At 69.1% G+C, this 15843-nt stretch carries 15 protein-coding genes and 4 tRNA genes; 9 read left to right on the top strand and 10 right to left on the bottom strand.

The window, feature by feature from the left end; all coding sequences use genetic code 11:
* The first annotated feature begins 67 nt into the window (after positions 1 to 67).
* Positions 68 to 964, top strand: a complete 897-nt coding sequence (locus U874_RS0111045) for a trimeric intracellular cation channel family protein (protein ID WP_025134600.1) — start codon at positions 68 to 70, stop codon at positions 962 to 964.
* A gap of 129 nt (positions 965 to 1093) precedes the next feature.
* Here U874_RS0111045 and ruvC read toward each other — a convergent pair whose 3' ends face one another.
* From ruvC to U874_RS0111020, 5 genes are all read right to left on the bottom strand, one after another.
* Positions 1094 to 1687, bottom strand: a complete 594-nt coding sequence (gene ruvC / locus U874_RS0111040) for a crossover junction endodeoxyribonuclease RuvC (protein WP_025134599.1) — start codon at positions 1685 to 1687, stop codon at positions 1094 to 1096.
* Between the two features lie 26 nt (positions 1688 to 1713).
* Complete coding sequence (locus U874_RS0111035) at positions 1714 to 2478, bottom strand: YebC/PmpR family DNA-binding transcriptional regulator (RefSeq protein WP_025134598.1); 765 nt, start codon at positions 2476 to 2478, stop codon at positions 1714 to 1716.
* A gap of 79 nt (positions 2479 to 2557) precedes the next feature.
* Positions 2558 to 3121 carry an HIT domain-containing protein gene (locus U874_RS0111030; RefSeq protein WP_025134597.1) on the bottom strand — a complete coding sequence of 188 codons (564 nt, stop codon included), beginning with the start codon at positions 3119 to 3121 and terminating at the stop codon, positions 2558 to 2560.
* Positions 3109 to 5031, bottom strand: a complete 1923-nt coding sequence (thrS, locus tag U874_RS0111025) for a threonine--tRNA ligase (RefSeq protein WP_232755915.1) — start codon at positions 5029 to 5031, stop codon at positions 3109 to 3111. The genes U874_RS0111030 and thrS overlap by 13 nt, the downstream gene beginning before the upstream one ends.
* A gap of 182 nt (positions 5032 to 5213) precedes the next feature.
* Entirely contained in the window at positions 5214 to 5687 is a 474-nt protein-coding gene (locus U874_RS0111020) for a GNAT family N-acetyltransferase (protein WP_025134595.1), read from the bottom strand.
* Between the two features lie 126 nt (positions 5688 to 5813).
* Here U874_RS0111020 and U874_RS0111015 point away from each other — a divergent pair, with 126 nt between their 5' ends.
* The gene (locus U874_RS0111015; protein WP_025134594.1) at positions 5814 to 7196 is read left to right on the top strand and encodes a PLP-dependent aminotransferase family protein; all 1383 of its coding nucleotides are present in this window, start codon (positions 5814 to 5816) and stop codon (positions 7194 to 7196) included.
* Positions 7197 to 7253: 57 nt separating this feature from the next.
* Here U874_RS0111015 and U874_RS0111010 read toward each other — a convergent pair.
* A tRNA-Val gene (locus U874_RS0111010) sits at positions 7254 to 7329 on the bottom strand.
* A gap of 104 nt (positions 7330 to 7433) precedes the next feature.
* A complete protein-coding gene (locus tag U874_RS0111005; protein ID WP_025134593.1) occupies positions 7434 to 8456 on the bottom strand; it encodes a hypothetical protein in 1023 nt (340 codons plus the stop codon).
* Between the two features lie 188 nt (positions 8457 to 8644).
* Between U874_RS0111005 and U874_RS0111000 the strand changes: the two genes are divergently transcribed.
* From U874_RS0111000 to U874_RS0110985, 4 genes are all read left to right on the top strand, one after another.
* A tRNA-Gly gene (locus tag U874_RS0111000) sits at positions 8645 to 8717 on the top strand.
* 51 nt (positions 8718 to 8768) lie between these two features.
* A tRNA-Cys gene (locus U874_RS0110995) sits at positions 8769 to 8839 on the top strand.
* 24 nt (positions 8840 to 8863) lie between these two features.
* A tRNA-Val gene (locus U874_RS0110990) sits at positions 8864 to 8935 on the top strand.
* Positions 8936 to 9953: 1018 nt separating this feature from the next.
* Entirely contained in the window at positions 9954 to 10811 is an 858-nt protein-coding gene (locus U874_RS0110985; RefSeq protein ID WP_157834253.1) for a DUF4190 domain-containing protein, read from the top strand.
* Positions 10812 to 10864: 53 nt separating this feature from the next.
* Here the strand turns inward: U874_RS0110985 and U874_RS0110980 are convergent, their stop codons facing one another.
* On the bottom strand, positions 10865 to 11152 hold the full coding sequence (locus tag U874_RS0110980) for an HNH endonuclease (RefSeq protein WP_369802354.1): 288 nt from the start codon (positions 11150 to 11152) through the stop codon (positions 10865 to 10867).
* A gap of 160 nt (positions 11153 to 11312) precedes the next feature.
* Here U874_RS0110980 and arsB point away from each other — a divergent pair, with 160 nt between their 5' ends.
* Both arsB and U874_RS0110970 read left to right on the top strand, forming a co-directional pair.
* Positions 11313 to 12500 carry an ACR3 family arsenite efflux transporter gene (arsB, locus tag U874_RS0110975; RefSeq protein ID WP_025134590.1) on the top strand — a complete coding sequence of 396 codons (1188 nt, stop codon included), beginning with the start codon at positions 11313 to 11315 and terminating at the stop codon, positions 12498 to 12500.
* Positions 12497 to 12910 (top strand): metalloregulator ArsR/SmtB family transcription factor, encoded by a 414-nt coding sequence (locus U874_RS0110970; RefSeq protein ID WP_025134589.1) that lies wholly within the window; start codon positions 12497 to 12499, stop codon positions 12908 to 12910. The genes arsB and U874_RS0110970 overlap by 4 nt, the downstream gene beginning before the upstream one ends.
* Positions 12911 to 12926: 16 nt before the next feature.
* Here U874_RS0110970 and chrA read toward each other — a convergent pair whose 3' ends face one another.
* Entirely contained in the window at positions 12927 to 14252 is a 1326-nt protein-coding gene (chrA, locus tag U874_RS0110965) for a chromate efflux transporter (protein WP_025134588.1), read from the bottom strand.
* A gap of 56 nt (positions 14253 to 14308) precedes the next feature.
* On the bottom strand, positions 14309 to 14626 hold the full coding sequence (locus U874_RS0110960) for a hypothetical protein (protein ID WP_025134587.1): 318 nt from the start codon (positions 14624 to 14626) through the stop codon (positions 14309 to 14311).
* A 206-nt stretch (positions 14627 to 14832) separates the two neighbouring features.
* Here U874_RS0110960 and U874_RS14410 point away from each other — a divergent pair.
* Positions 14833 to 15843, top strand: a 1011-nt coding sequence (locus U874_RS14410; RefSeq protein WP_198525845.1) for a SulP family inorganic anion transporter, incomplete at its 3' end; no start/stop codon positions are given.

The following is a 15843-nucleotide window of genomic DNA, read 5'->3' as shown; positions in this document are numbered from 1 at the left end:
CGTCGCCTCGCCCACCCGCGCCGCCGCAGCACCACCCACCCCCGCGCGCATGCGCGAGAATAGAGGGGTGCTCGACCAGACCTTCCAGACCCCGCTCCCCATCGACCTGATCGCGGTCGGCGTGGGCAGTCTGCAGGGCGCCCTGTTCGCGGCGGGCTTCAAGCGCATCGATCTGCTCGGCGTCGCGATCATCGGCATCGCCTCGGGGATCGGCGGGGGATTCCTCCGCGACATCCTCCTCGGCGTCACGCCCGCGGCGTTCTCCGACAACCTCTATCTCGTGGTCGCCACCCTCGCGGCGTTCGTCGGCATGCTGCTCCCCCGCCTGCTCCAGAAGGTCGACCCCGTCATCACCGTGCTCGACGCGCTCAGCATCGGCATGTTCGGCGCGATCGGCACCACGAAGGCGCTCGCCATGGGGATGCCCGTGGTCCCCGCCCTCTTCATCGGTACCGTGTCCGCCGTGGGCGGCGGCGTGCTGCGCGACGTCATGCTCAACATCCCGATCGCGCTCATGCACGTCGGCTCGCTCTACGCCGTCGCGAGCCTCGTCGGCGTGTCGATCCTCGCGCTGCTTCTTGCACTCGGGGTTCCCGTCGTCGCGGCGAGCATCGTGTGCGTGGCGGTCACCGCCGTGCTCCGGCTCCTCGCCGTGCGCTTCGGCTGGAGCCTGCCCGAGCAGCGCGCGCTCAGCAGGATCCAGCTCCGCCGCCAGCGGCAGGTCGAGCAGGTCATCGAGGAGGCGCTCACGACGGGCGCCATCACGCTGCCCCTCGATCTCGCCGATCTCGCGGACCTCGCCGACGACGACGATTTCGGTGCGGCGGGCGCAGGTGCGGGCGAGGCGGCGCGGCACCGCAGCACGGCGCCGAGCCCCGAGGTGCGGCCGGATCCGCTGTGGGACATGCGCCCCGGGCCGGGCGAGGATCCGAAGGAGTGCCCGCCCGAGGAGCGCCGCGACTGATCACGGTCAAACGCGCGGGGCTGGACGCCCCGCGCACGGAGCGACGGCAGGCCGGGATCCGTGGCCGATCCGGTGCCGATCCTGAGCCGATCCTGATCGGCACGGATCCGGATCAGTACCAGCGCCGGATCAGGCCCGCGGGCCGCTCCGGCGCCGTCCGACCTTGGCCTCGGCCTCTCGCCAGGCGCGCTGCGCGGGCGTCTCCGCCGCGGGGGCGGCAGCCGCGCTCTGTCGGTCCGCCGATCCGCCGCGGCCGAGGTGCCAGGCGTGCGTAATCGCGAGGGCGAGCGCGTCGGCCGCATCGGCGGGCTTGGGCGGCGCGGCGAGCCCGAGCAGCCGGGTCACCATGGTGGTCACCTGCGCCTTGTCCGCGGAGCCGTAGCCAGTCACCTGAGACTTCACTTCGTTCGGGGTGTAGAGCGCGACGGGGATCCCGCGCTCTTCCGCGAGGTACATCACGACACCGCTGATCTGCGCGACGCCCATGACGCTCGCCACGTTCTGCTGCGCGAAGACCCGCTCGAGCGCGATGCCGTCGGGTCGCTCGCCGTCGAGGAGGCGGCGGATGCCCGAGCCGATCTGGTGCAGTCGCGCGGGCAGGCTCGCTCCCGCGGGGCTGCCGAGCACCTCGACGTGGGAGAACTCGACACGGCGCCCCGCGCCAGCGGTCACGATCCCGACGCCGCAGCGGGTGAGGCCGGGGTCGATACCGATGATGCGCATGGTGCGGGACGCCGTGTCGGGGAGGGTTACTCGGACTCTGCGAGCTCGGCCTGCACCTCGGGGGTGAGGTCGAAGTTCGAGAAGACGTTCTGCACGTCGTCGCTGTCCTCGAGCGCGTCGATCAGGCGGAACACCTTGCGCGCGGTGTCGGCGTCGATCTCCACCTTCAGGTTCGGCACGAACTCGGCCTCGGCCGAGTCGTAGTCGATGCCCGCGTCCACGAGCGCGGTGCGCGCGGCGACGAGCTCGGACGGCTCGGTGAGCACCTCGAAGGACTCGCCGTTCGGGGCGGGGGTCACCTCTTCGGCGCCGGCCTCGAGCACGGCCATGAGCACGTCGTCCTCGGTGGTGCCCTCAGCGGGAACCGAGATGACGCCCTTGCGCGCGAAGTTGTACGCGACCGAGCCGGGATCGGCGAGGGTGCCGCCGTTGCGGCTGAGCGCGGTGCGCACCTCGGCCGCGGCACGGTTCTTGTTGTCGGTGAGGCACTCGATCATGAGGGCGACGCCGTTCGGGCCGTAGCCTTCGTACATGATCGTCGTGTACTCGACGGCGTCGCCGTCGAGACCGGCGCCGCGCTTGATCGCGCGGTCGATGTTGTCACCGGGGACCGAGTTCTTCTTGGCCTTGTGCACGGCATCGGCGAGGGCCGGGTTGCCTGCGAGGTCGGGCCCGCCGATGCGCGCCGCCACCTCGATCACCTTGATGTACTTCGCGAACGCCTTGGCGCGGCGCGAGTCGAGGATCGCCTTCTTGTGCTTGGTGGTCGCCCATTTGGAGTGTCCGGACATTATGGGGACTCCTTCCGTGATTCTGTCTGCTGAGGTCTCTGCGTGCGGGTGAGGGCCGCGCGCCGGGCTGGGCCCGGAGCTACGCGGCGTCCGCCCCGTCCGGGGGGTCTGCCCACGCCGTGGCGAGCTTCTCTCGGACCTCGCCCAGCAGCTGGGGCAGTGCCTTCGTCTTCGCGATGATCGGGAAGAAGTTCGCGTCGGAGGCCCACCGCGGCACGATGTGCTGGTGCAGGTGCGCGGCGACGCCGGCCCCCGCGATCGCACCCTGGTTCATGCCGAGGTTGAATCCGTCGCAGCCCATGACCTCGCGCGCGATGCGCATCGCGCGCTGCGTGAGCGCACCGATCTCGGCGACCTCCTCGGGGGTCGCCTCGTCGTAGCCCGCGATGTGCCGGTACGGGCACACGAGCATGTGCCCCGTGTTATAGGGGAACAGGTTCAGGATCACGTACGCCGTCTCGCCGCGCGCGACGATCAGCGCGTCCTCATCGGACTTGCCGGGTGCCTCACAGAACGGGCAGTCGTGCCGGGTGGGCTGGTGGTGATCCTGCACGTACACCATGCGGTGGGGCACCCACAGACGCTCCATGTCGTCCGGGGTGCCCACCGCGGCGGTGGTCGAGAGGTCTTCTACGCGGTCCACGCCGTCGACACCTGCTCATGTGACTCGATCGAGCCCACGATCCGCTCGATCGCCTCGGCGATCGGCACGCCGTTCAGCTGCGTGCCGTCACGGAAGCGGAAGGACACGGCGCCCGCGGCGCGATCCTCCTCGCCGGCGATCAGCTGGAAGGGGGTCTTCGCCTTCGTGTGGGTGCGGATCTTCTTCGGCATCCGGTCGTCCGAGTGGTCGACCTCGGCGCGCACGCCGCGCTCGCGGAGCTGCGCGATGATGCCGTCAAGGTACTCGCCGTACTGCTCGGCGACGGGGATGCCGACCACCTGCGTGGGCGAGAGCCACACGGGGAACGCGCCGGCGTAGTGCTCGAGCAGGATCGCGAAGAAGCGCTCGACCGAGCCGAGCAGCGCACGGTGGATCATGACGGGCTGCTTGCGCGTGCCATCCGCCGCGGCGTACTCGAGCTCGAACAGTGCGGGCTGGTTGAAGTCGAGCTGCACGGTGGAGAGCTGCCAGGTGCGGCCGATCGCGTCGCGTGCCTGCACCGAGATCTTCGGCCCGTAGAAGGCGGCGCCGCCCGGATCGGCGACCAGTTCGAGGCCCGATTCCTCGCCGACCTCGCGCAGCGTCTGCTCGGCGACGGCCCACTGCTCGTCCGAGCCGACCGACTTCTCGGGATCCCGCGTGGAGAGCTCGAGGTAGAAGTCGTTCAGGCCGTAGGCGCGGAGCGTCTCGAAGACAAACTCGAGCTGCGTCTTGATCTCGCCCTTCACCTGCTCGTCGGTGACGTAGATGTGGGCGTCGTCCTGCGTGAGGCCGCGCACGCGGGTCAGCCCGGAGAGCGTGCCGCTCTTCTCGTAGCGGTAGACCGTGCCGAACTCCGCGAGGCGCAGCGGCAGCTCGCGGTAGCTGCGCGCGCGGGCGCGGAAGATGAGGTTGTGGAACGGGCAGTTCATGGGCTTCAGGTAGTAGTCCTGGCCCGGCTTCGTGACGTTGCCCTCCGCGTCGGTGACCTCGTCGAGGTGCATCGCCGGGAACATGCCGTCCTTGTACCAGTTAAGGTGCTGGCTGGTCTCGAACAGCGAGCCCTTCGTGATGTGCGGGCTGTTCACCACCTCGTAGCCGTTCTTCAGCAGCTCGGAGCGCATGAAGTTCTCGATCTCGTGGCGGATGATGCCGCCCTTCGGGTGGAACACGGCGAGGCCGGATCCGATCTCGTCGGGGAACGAGAAGAGGTCGAGCTCGACGCCGAGCTTGCGGTGGTCGCGCTTGGCGGCCTCCTCGAGCCGGGTCTGGTAGGCGCGCAGCTCGTCCTTCGTCGGCCAGGCGGTGCCATAGATGCGCTGCAGCATCGGGTTGGCCTCGCTGCCGCGCCAGTAGGCGCCTGCGCTGCGCATGAGCGCCCAGCCGTTCCCGAGCACGCGGGTGCTCGGCACGTGCGGGCCGCGGCAGAGGTCCTTCCAGCAGAGCTCGCCGGTCTTGGGATCGACGTTGTCGTAGATCGTGAGCTCGGCGCCGCCGACCTCGACGTTCTCGTTGTCGCTTCCCGCGTCGGCGCCACCCTTGAGGCCGATCAGCTCGAGCTTGTAGGGCTCGTTCGCGAGCTCCGCGCGAGCCTCGTCCTCGGTCACGACCCGTCGCACGAAGCGCTGGCCCTGCTTGACGATCCGCTGCATCTCCTTCTCGATGGCCTTGAGGTCCTCGGGAGTGAAGGGCTGCTTCGGATCGAAGTCGTAGTAGAAGCCGTCGGTGATGGGCGGGCCGATGCCGAGCGTGGTCTCCGGGTTGATGCGCTGCACCGCCTGCGCGAGCACGTGCGCCGCGGAGTGGCGCAGGACGTTCAGGCCGTCCTCCGTGTCGATCCCGACGGGCTCCACCGTGTCCGTCTCCGTGACCTCGGTCGCGAGGTCGCGCAGCTCGCCATTGACGCGCATTGCGACAATGGAACGATCAGTGAACAGGGAGAAGCCATCGGCCACGTGGGCACACTCCTTCGAAGAGAGAAACCGGACCAGGCGATTCTATCGCGCTGGATCTCGGGAGCGCATGCACGCGGGCCGCGCGCCCCGCGCGTGGCGTGGCGGGCGACCCGCGTGCGGGCGCGCGGGATCCGGGCCTACGGCGTGACGCCCGCGACGGGCTGCGCGTCGTAGGTGACCCAGCTCGCCCGGGTGGCGAGGGTGTCGTACAGGGCCTGCGCCTGGTGGTTGTCCGCGGCGGTCACCCACTGGACGCCGGCGCGCCCCTCGGCGGCCGCCATTTCCTGCAGCCGGGTGATCAGCGCGCGGCCGACGCCGCGTCCCCGCGCGGCCGGATCGGTGAAGAGGTCGTCGAGGAAGAGGTGGGTCGTCCCCGTGTACGGGGCAGAGAAGCGGCGGTGGTGAGCGAAGCCCAGCACCTCGCCGTCAACCTCAGCCACGAGGGCCGCGCACTCGTGGCGCGGGTCCATGAACCAGCCCCAGGCGCGGGAGACGATCTCCTCGGACTCGGGCAGGCGGTAGAACTCGCGGTACGCGCGGAAGAGCGAGCGCCAGCGCGGCTCGTCGGCCGGGGCGAGGAAACGAACGATGGGGCGTGCAGTGTTCGACAAAACGGTGTCCTTCAAGTGTGTGCGGTGATGGAGCGCCGTGCGGCGCGGGAGGAGCACGCCTGAGGCGGCCCCCGCGGTCGGCGTAACGCACTTGCAAAGAACTGAGTAACGTTATTGACTAGCTTCATGACTCAGGGTAACAGAGCGGGATCGATCGCCGCGCAGCTCCGCGCACGGATCGAGCAGCTCGCCGTGGGCGCCCGTCTCCCCGGCGTGCGCGCGCTCTCGCAGGAGTACCGGGCAAGCGCCGCGACGATCACCGCGGCGCTCGCCGAACTCACGGCGCTCGGGCTCGTGCGCACCGAACCGGGCCGCGGCACCTTCGTGCTCGACCGGAGCCTCGCGCGCGAGCCCGACTTCTCCTGGCAGACGCAGGCGCTCGGCGGGGCGCGCGTGGATCCCGATCGCGCTTCACGCCTGGGCGGCTACGGCGGAGCGGATCATCTCCCCCTCTCCTGGGGCTATCTCGCGCCGGAGCTCCTTCCCGCCGAGGATCTGCAGCGGCTCGCATCCCGCGCCGCCAAGCACCCGCGCGCGTGGGCCATGACGCCGCCGGCCGGCTCCCCCGAGCTGCGCCGCGTGCTCGCCGCGAGCTATCGGGCGGATCCCGGGGAGGTGATCGTCACCCCCGGCGGCCAGCAGGCACTCGTCTTCGCGATGCGTACGCTCGCCGAGCCCGGGGCGACCCTCATCACCGAGAGCCCGGCATACCCGGGTGCGCTCATTGCCGCGCAGAGCGCGGGCCTCCGGCTCGCCCCCGTCCCCACCGACGCCGACGGAATCCTCGTGGACCGCCTGGAGGACGAGCTGCGCCGCACCGGGGCGCGCCTCATCTCCCTGCAGCCGGGTTTCGCGAACCCGACGGGCGCCACGCTCAGCCCCGAGCGCCGCGCCCGCGTGCTCGAGCTCGCCGCGCAGTACGGGGCCTTCATCATCGAGGACGACTGGGCTCGCCACCTCGGCATCGAGAGCCCGACACCGGCACCGCTCTTCACCGCCGCCCCGGACGGGCACGTCGTCTCGATTCTCACACTGTCGAAGCCCGCCTCTCCCGGGCTACGCCTCGGCGCGATCGTGGCGCGCGGCCCCGCGGCGGCGCGCCTCCGCGCATCGCGCACCGCGGAGGACCTCGGCGTCGCGCCGCTCATCCAGGAGGTCGCGCTCGGTCTCCTCACCTCGAGCGCTTGGCCGCGACATCTGGCGCGGCTCGCCCCCGCACTCGCCGCGCGGCGAGACGCCCTGCTGACCGCGCTGCGGGAGTCACTGCCGCAGGCGCGCATCTCGGCACCCCCGCGCGGCGGGCTGCATCTCTGGGCACGTCTCCCCCTGGATACCGACACTGACGCGCTGAGCGCAGCGGCGGACGCGGCGGGCGTGCTCGTGGGGAACGGCCGGCACTTCTTCGTCGACGAGCCGCCGGCCCCGCACCTGCGCTTCTCGTTTGGGGCGGGGACACCGGCGCAGTTCGCCGAGGGCGCCCGCAGGCTCGGGGCGCTGCTCCCCCGCTGATCCGGGGGGTGCACCCAGAAACAGCGAACGCCCCCGGCAGTGCCGGGGGCGTTCTCGTGGTGGGCGATACCAGACTCGAACTGATGACCTCTTCCGTGTGAAGGAAGCGCGCTACCAACTGCGCCAATCGCCCGTTTTCGCTGACCCTGTCGGATCCGCATCAACCAGATTGATATTACACGGCTCGGCCACGCCCCCGTGCAATCAGCCGAGCTTCCGCGTGTTCTCGGGGAAGTCTCACTCCCCATCCGGGCGTGTCGTTACCGGCGCAAGGTCGCTGTTCAACTGCTGATCCAACTCCGAGCTCACCTCGCTGAGCGCGGTGAGCTGGTCCCGCAGCGCGTTGTAGCGATCAACGTCAGCCTGAATGCCCACTCGCGTGGCCTCGAGCTCGCCGCGGCGCCACTCAAGCTCCCCGCGGATCCGGTCGAAGCCGATCGCGTCATCGGAGAACTCGAATCGCTCGTTGCGCGCACTGAAGTCGGCAGCGTCGGTATTGAACTGCTCGACATCGGCGACGTAACTCTGCTTCCGCGCCTCAACGTCCGCGCGGAGGCTCTCCATTTCGCCGCGGAGCGCGTCCGCCTGCTTCTGGAGGTCGACGAAAACGGCGTGATACCTCGCGAAGGCGTCGACGATCGCTCCTCGATCACTGAACCACTGGGCGTAGTGCTCTTCGAGCCAGTCAGGCAGATCTCGCACCTCCGTTCCGAACACCGAGTGGAGCTCGTTCGCGAACGCCGCCTCGGAGAGATGCTCATAGACCGCCATGCGCTCTTTCAGCTCGGGATCTTCAGCGGCTCGCCGGTCGTACTCCTGGCGCAGCTTGGCGCTCAGCATCGCGCGGTCGCCGTCGCCGAGGCGCGCGTAGCTCGCATGAAGCAGTTCGTGCGCCGCAGTAACCTCGACCACTCCCGTGACGCGCTCATCGGTGACATCGAAGAGGTGGATCCGATCCTCCGTGTAGCAGCCGAGCACGTGGCCCTGCTCGGAGTGATCCACGCCCGCGCACTGCGCGTTGAAGTTCTGGCTCCCGTCGACTGTCGGCTGCGTCGCGAGGAAGATGCGCTCGCCGGCATCCGTGAGCTGCAACTCGTCGAGCACGCGCTCGACGCGAACGCTCGGCTCGAACGACACGGCAGCGAAGTGGTCCTTCAATTGCTGGCGGAAGGTCACCGCGACGACAAGGGCAACCGCAACCAGGAGGATGACCCCCAGGCAGAGCCCGCGCCTCAGCCCGGAACGCGACGCCTTCACCATGTACCCACAGTAACCGCCAAGGTGTGGGGCCGGGTCCAAGAATGCCGAAAAAGGCGCAAAACCCGCGGATCCCTTACGTGGAGCCGCGGCGCGCCCGGGGTGACGGGCCCAATTTGCGCGCCCCGGCAAAACCCCCGTATAGTCATACAAGTACACGGCAGCAACACAGAAACAAACACCGTGAACATGCGGATGTAGCGCAGTTGGTAGCGCATCACCTTGCCAAGGTGAGGGTCGCGAGTTCGAGTCTCGTCATCCGCTCTGGTAGTCATATTGCTTGATTGCTTATTTGAATAGGTGGCAACACCATACGGTGGCGTGGCCGAGAGGCGAGGCAGCGGCCTGCAAAGCCGTATACACGGGTTCGAATCCCGTCGCCACCTCGCTATAATTCAATAGCCTTTTAGGCGCGATTGGCGCAGCGGTAGCGCGCTTCCCTGACACGGAAGAGGTCACTGGTTCGATCCCAGTATCGCGCACTCCCGAAGACCCTTGAGAAATCAAGGGTCTTCTTTGTTTTACACGCGGGAAACACGCCTGCGGGGAATATACGGGGAACATCGGTCGACGCCGACGGAAGTCTTCGCCACCATTACTCTGGCCACATGGTAGATCTTCACCAAGTCGAGCCGGGGCTCCCCGATGGGCACCCGTGGAAGACCTATTCACGTTGGCACATGGCTTGGCGAACATTTCTCGCAGTTTCGCTAGTGGGATTAGTGGGAACGATATTGTTTTCACTTGTTCCAGCAGATGCCGGATCCCCGCGAATTTTGACAACACCCGTTCCGTTCATCTTCGGGATACTTGTTCCGATCATCACAGCAACCTTGACTGCAGTGATTGGCCCTATGCTTCGACGGTATTATCCGTTTACGCAATCTCTGTTGGCTGGAGCAGCGGTCATTGTGGCCATGTCTCTGATAGCCGGAATCCTCTCCGTTGGAGAGTGGCTTGCTCGTGGCGCTTGTCCCCCTGACACGCTTTGCAGTTCACCGCTCGATGGCGTCTTTGGGGGAATGATTGTTTTCGGGCTACCCGGTTTCTTGGCGAGCTGCACTGGCTTTGGTCTCGCCATCTGGTCAGCAACTCGGAAAGGGCGAGCACCTTTCTGGATACTGCTTGTTGTGGCTTGGTTCGTTTTCACTGCAATGTTTGCCGTTGCCTATTCTTGAATCCCAGTATCGCGCACAGAATGAGCCCCCGGTTTCGACCGGGGGCTTTCTTGTTGTCTGAGGTACGCTCCTACGCCGGAGAAGGACCCAACCCCCGATCAACAGACACACCTGTGTCTCGGCACGTCACCACACGTCACCCACCCACACGTGAGGCACCATGCGGTCGGGCCTTTTCCGCGCCAGATCCTGCCGCCTAACCCGGCCACTTTACCCAGATGCGCCGCCCTCGGTTTGGCCACGAGGAATCTCCATCGAACGCTTCACAGCCAATATCGGTGTGATTTCTGTGTTCTAAATATAGAAGCTATGGTTCTTTACTATGAGTGAGAATCAGTTTGTGACGCCGCAGCCACCCGCCCCCGACCAGCCCCACTTCCCGCAGTCCGCCCCAGCTCCAGCACCAGCAGCACCCAAGGGGCTCGCTATTGCTGCGCTTGTAGTAGGAATTGTCGCGTTCCTCACCGGACTCCTCCCCGTGGTCGGGATCATTCTCGGCGCAGCCGGACTTGGTCTCGGCATTTTCGCGCTCATCAAGAAGCAGCCGAAAGGCATGGCGATTACCGGCACAGCGCTCGCGGGCGTTGCTCTCGTTGCATCGCTCATCACGACCATCGCTGCAGGGGCACTGACCTCCGCGGTCGTAGACACTGTTGAGAAGAAAACTGCCGTGACCGCCGAGACTCCATCTGATGATCAGCAGTCGGCGAACAAGTCGGATGATCAGGCCGAGTCAACCGAGACTGAGGCCGCACCGGCAGAGGGTACGCGCGAGTCTCCGTATCCCTTGGGGTCCACGATCTCCTCCGCGGACTGGGATGTGGTGATCAATAGCGTGAATCTTGCCGCCAACGAGGAGGTCGCGGCAGCCAATCAGTTCAACCAGGCCCCCGCTGAAGGCTCCCAGTACGCCCTCGTGAACGCAACCATCTCTTACAAGGGATCGGGTTCCTCCTTCCCCGCGTTCGTCGGCATTGACTACGTCACCGCCGGAGGAGAGGTTATTCGAACCTGGGACTCCATCGCAGTCGCGCCGGATCCGACGTTCGGCGCCGCTGAGCTGTACGCCGGCGCGAGCGCAACCGGGAACATTGCATTCGCCATCCCCACGAGCGCGGACGGGGTGCTTCGCGTAAAGCCGGGCATTCTCGCCGACGAGGTGTTCGTCAACGTGCAGTAGTCTCAACCCACGAGGAACACGACAGGTGCCACCCACTCGGGTGGCACCTTTTCCTATTCCTCCGTCGCCTCGAGCCCCGCCATGATCTCGGCGTAGCGCTGCAAGAAGGCCCGCTCGTCAAGGTTCTTGCGGCGCAGCCACGCGGTGACCTCGTTGGTGTGCTTGCTCGCGTTGCACGACGGGCACGCGGGCACCACGTTCTCCAGGGTGTAGCGACCCCCGCGGGAAATCGGCTGAATGCAGTCCTTCTGGAGAGCCGCCTCGAGCGCTCCACAGTAGGCGCAGCACCCCCAGGCCGCGCGCAGCTCCTCCCACTCCGCGGACGAGAGGTCGTTCACCACCCGCGAAAGTCTCCGCTGGCGCCGCTTGGCGTAGCGGGCGCGGGTCTTCGCCGAACTCGACACGGGAAATCTGCGACGCGGAGGCACCCGACCATCCTAGGCTCGCCGCGCACGCAACGTCGGCGTGGCGCACTGTATCGATAACTGTCAATATAGACGCATGCCCACGCACACCGATCCTCGCACCGAGCAGGCAGCGCCCGTCACTCCCGGGGCTTCGGCCGCCGCTCCCCCGCAGCGCCTCTCCCGCGCCGATGCTGGTCTCCCGATCTGGATCGCCTCGGCCATGCTGCTCGGCCTCCTCCTCGGCCGCTTCGTTCCCGGTATCGCGGAGGGGCTGGCGCAGCTCGAGGTGGCGGGCATCTCCTGGCCGATCGCGATCGCCCTCCTCGTCATGCTCTATCCGGTCATGGCGCGCGTGCGGTACGACCGGCTCGGCGCGGCGGGCAGTCCGCGCCTCCTCCTCGCGTCGCTCGCGCTCAACTGGATCGTCGGCCCCGCCCTCATGTTCGCGCTCGCCTGGTGGCTGCTCCCGGATCTCCCCGAGTACCGCACGGGTCTCATCATCATCGGGCTCGCGCGGTGCATCGCGATGGTCGTGATCTGGAACGATCTCGCGTGCGGCGATCGCGAGGCCGCCGCCCTCCTCGTCCTCCTCAACTCCGTCTTCCAGATCCTCGCGTTCTCGGGGCTCGGCTGGTTCTATCTCACGGTGCTCCCCGGCTGGCTCGGGCTCGACACCGCAGGGCTCGAAGTGTCGCTCTGGCAGATCACCGCCAACGTGCTCGTGTTCCTCGGGCTGCCGCTCGTTGCCGGGCTCCTCTCCCGTGCGTGGGGCGAACGCAGCTGGGGCCGCACCCGCTACGAGGAGCGTTTCCTCCCGCGGATCGCGCCACTCGCGCTCACCGGGCTCCTCATCACGATCGTGCTCCTCTTCGCGCTCCAGGGCGCGGCCGTCACGAGCCGACCGCTCGACGTCGTGCGCATCGCGGTTCCGCTCCTCCTCTACTTTGCACTCATGTGGGGCACGGGGATCCTGACGGGGCGCCTCCTCGGCCTCGGCTACGCGCGCTCGGCGACGCTCGCATTCACGGCTGCGGGAAACAACTTCGAGCTGGGGATCGCGATCGCGGTCGCCACCTTCGGCGCGACCTCGGGCGAGGCGCTCGCCGGGGTGGTCGGCCCGCTCATCGAGGTCCCCGTGCTGGTCGGGCTCGTGTACGTTTCGCGCTGGCTCGCGGGGGCCTGGTTCGGCGAGCAGATCGCAGCGCCGAGCCCCGCGTCGCACCCCGAACCGAACCCCGCGCACGGACCGGCCACCGCGACGGATGATGGGCGGTCCCGATGAGCGACGCAACGGGCCAGGCGAGAAGCGCAACGGGACGCGCGACCGCGAACGGGTCAGGGAACGCCTCCGCCGGCTGCACGGCGAGCCCGGATCTCGCGCCCGCGCTCTCGGTCCCCGAGGCGGAGCGGCTGGCGACGCTCCTCAAGGCCGTCTCCGATCCCCTGCGGCTCCGGTTCCTCTCCGCGATCGCGGGAGCGCCCGGGGGCGAACGCTGCGTCTGCGACCTGGCTGCGCTCGCCCCGGTGAGCCAGCCCACGGTGTCCCACCACCTCCGGGTGCTGCGCGACGCGGGGGTCCTCGTCTCCGAGCGCCGGGGCACCTGGGTGTACTACCGGATCTCGGACGCACACGAGGCGGCCGTGGCCACGCTGCTGCGCACCCTCATTCCCGGGGCGCCGGCCGAGAGCTGAGGTCCGTGTATCGCGCTCACCAGCCGAGCGGAACCCCGAGCGCCGCAGCCGCTGCGCCCGCGAGTGCCCCCAGAATCACGATCTGCCAGGCCGGCACGCGCCCGCGGGCGAGCAGCGCCCCGCCGAGCAGCGCGATGCCGAGCGGTACCCAGCCCGTCAGTCCCGCGGGAACCACCGGGGAGACGAGCGCCGCCGCCAGGATCCCGACCACGGCCGCGTTCACGCCCCACAGGATGCCCCGCGCCGAGCCGTGCGAGCGCACTCGCGCCCAGACCGCGAGCACGGCGATGAGCCAGAGCATGCCGGGCAGGAAGATCATGACGAGCGCCAGGGCAGCGAGCCCGAGCGCGCCCCAGGCCCCGAACCCCGCGGCGAACCCGAGGTCGAGCCCGAGCGGAGCGGCGAGCGTGAAGAGCGGTCCAGGTACGGCCTGGGCCGCTGCATAGCTGCTCATCAGCTGATCCGGGCGGAGGCCGTCAGCGATGAGGGGCTCCGCACTGAGCAACGGGAGCACCACGTGCCCGCCGCCGAAGACGAGTGCGCCAGCACGGAAGAAGGTCTCGGAGACGAGCAGCCAGAGCTCGGGCCACGCGCGGGCGGCGAGCGGGAGCAGCAGGAGCAGCGCGGCGAGCAGCACCGCTGCACCGATCCCGACACTGGGCCGGATCCGGATCGGCAGCTCACCGTCCGACGCAGGTAGAGGCGCAGGCGCCCCCGCGGTCGGGGCCACGGAGTCGGCAGCCCGCGCCCCGCGCCCGCGGTGCCGCGCGGCCACGAGGAGCCCCACCCCGGCGCCCCCGATGATCGCGAGCAGCTGGCCGCCCGTTCCGGGAATGACCAGAGCGAGCGCCAGCCCGCCCAGGGCGATCGCGCGGCGCGGCAGGTCGGGAGCGAGGCCGCGCGCCATGCCCCAGACCGCGTGCGCCACGACCGCGACGGCAACCGCCTGGAGTCCGAGGAGCGCGCCACCCCAGGCGGCGGGGGCGCTCGCGGCGAGCCCGGCACCGGCCGCTGCCAGCACACCAAGCAGCAGCGCGGACGGCAGCGTGAAGCAGATCCAGGCGAGGAGCGCCCCAGGGGCACCGGCTCGCAGCATTCCGAGCGCGAAGCCAAGCTGGCTCGACGCGGGCCCCGGGATGAACTGACAGAGAGCGACGAGCTCGGCGTACTGCGCGTCGCTCACCCACCGGCGGCGGCGCACGAACTCTTCACGGAAGTACCCGAGGTGAGCGGTGGGTCCGCCGAACGACGTGACCCCGAGACGCAGGAACGCGCTCGCTACCTCGCGTGCGCGGGCCGGGGGCCGCGCCGCGGGATCCGTTGCGGCGGCGGTCTCGGGCATCCTCTCAGTGTGCTGCCGCGGAGCCCCGTGCGGCAAGCGAACAGCGGGTGTCCGCGTCAGTCCCGGGTGTGTCCCCGAAGCGCGGCCTCGATCTGGGCGACGCTCGGTGCGCCGCTCGGTGCGCCGCCCTGTTCTCCCGGGTAGACCCGGCAGGCGAGCGTGGCCGCTCGGGTACCGGGAAAGAGGTCGATGCCGTCGCGCAGGATCGTCGGCGAGCCGGAGAATAGCGCTGCGGCGGCCTCGGCATCGCTCGCGAGCTCCCGCACCCGTACGTCTCCCGTGTCTTCGCCGATGCGGGCGAGGGCCGCCAGGGTCCGCTCCTCGGCGAGTGCACCGTTCGGGCACTCAGGGATGGTGAGGATTTCGAGACGCATGCCCACAGTCTCCCAGAGTCCGAGCAACCGCGCACGGCTCAGCAGCCAGGGCGCCGAGGGCTCAGGCGCCAGCGCAACCGGCGGCTCAGCCGCCGGGGTAACCGAGGGCTCAGCTCTTGGATCGCCGCCGGTTCGCGATGCACGGCCCGGCTCCGGTACGCTGCCCCTCTGCGCGGCGCACGCCGCACCGACCCGGAAGGACTCGTATGACGCGCCCCGCTTCCCGCGCCGATGACTCGGGGGACGCCCCGCAGCACGCGGAAGCGTTACCGCCCACGACCGCGCGGCCGCTCTCCGTGCGCGCGGCCCTGCGCTCCCCCCGCATCCTCACCCGCGAGGCCCTCGCCGGGCTCGTCGTCGCGCTCGCGCTCATCCCCGAGGCCATCGCGTTCTCCGTGATCGCGGGCGTCGATCCGCGTATGGGGCTCTTCTCGTCCTGCATCATGGCGGTGACGATCGCGTTCGTGGGCGGCCGCCCCGCGATGATCACCGCAGCCACGGGCGCGGTGGCCCTCGTGATCGCCCCCGTCATGCGGGAGCACGGCATCGAGTACTTCGTGGCGACGGTGCTCCTCGCGGGTGCGCTCCAGATCCTGCTCGCGCTCCTCGGCGTCGCGCGGCTGATGCGCTTCATCCCGCGCAGCGTGATGGTGGGCTTCGTGAACGCGCTCGCGCTGCTCGTGCTCGGCGCGCAGTTGCCGCACCTCATCGGTGCGCCCGTGGCCGTGATCCCGCTCGTCGCGGGCGGGCTGCTCGTGCTTGCACTGTTCCCGCGACTCACTCGCGCGGTCCCCGCCCCGCTCGTGGCCATCGTGCTCGTCACACTCGCCGTGGTGGTACTCGGGCTCTCGGTCCCGACGGTGGGAGACCAGGGCGAGCTCCCCCGCAGCCTCCCCGAGTTCTTCTTCCCCTCGGTGCCGCTGACGCTCGACACGCTCGCCATCATCGGCCCCGCCGCGCTCGGCATGGCGTGCGTCGGGCTCCTCGAATCCCTCATGACGGCGCAGCTCGTCGACGAGATCACCGACACCCGCACGAGCCGCACCCGCGAAGCATGGGGCCAGGGCGTCGCCAATCTCATGTCGGGCTGCTTTGGCGGCATGGGCGGCTGCGCCGTCGTCGGACAGACGATGATGAACGTGAAGGCCTCGGGCGCCCGCACGCGCGTCTCCACGTTCCTCGCCGGCGTGTTCCTGCTCCTCCTCGTGCTCGTGCTC

Source organism: Leucobacter sp. PH1c (assembly GCF_000633415.1).
GTDB lineage: Bacteria > Actinomycetota > Actinomycetes > Actinomycetales > Microbacteriaceae > Leucobacter.
The sequence above is the reverse complement of the archived record's forward strand: the minus strand, read 5'-3'. Positions and strand labels throughout refer to the sequence as shown.